The following is a 387-nucleotide window of genomic DNA, read 5'->3' as shown; positions in this document are numbered from 1 at the left end:
CAGTTTTCGTCTCCGGCGGGCAACGGCTGACCGCCAGGCCAGCAAATGGTCGCCACCGTCACCGAGGCCGGCCGCGGATCGCCCGGAACGTCACGTCTGCCAAGGCGACTCATCAGCAGGCTGTTGATCTGATTCATGACGGGCACGGCAGAGGCAAAACCAAACTGCCCGGCAACCGGCGTCGCATCCGGTCTTCCGACCCAGACGCCAATCAGATAACGGGGATTGATCCCCACCGACCAGGCGTCGCGGTAGCCATAACTGGTGCCGGTTTTCCAGGCCAGTGGCACCACATCGGGTACGCTGCCATTGCCCGCGGGCTGCGCTTCCCCGGCCAGGATACGCCGGATGATCCACGCCGACTCAGGCGAAAGCAGCGGCCGCTGC

At 65.4% G+C, this 387-nt stretch carries 1 pseudogene; it reads right to left on the bottom strand.

Annotated elements, in window-relative coordinates:
• Positions 1–387 (bottom strand): annotated as a pseudogene (locus tag AC1DJO_RS29905) (hypothetical protein); the annotation flags it as partial.

It is taken from the genome of Rhizobium sp. 05N430, assembly GCF_056396985.1.
The sequence above is the reverse complement of the archived record's forward strand: the minus strand, read 5'-3'. Positions and strand labels throughout refer to the sequence as shown.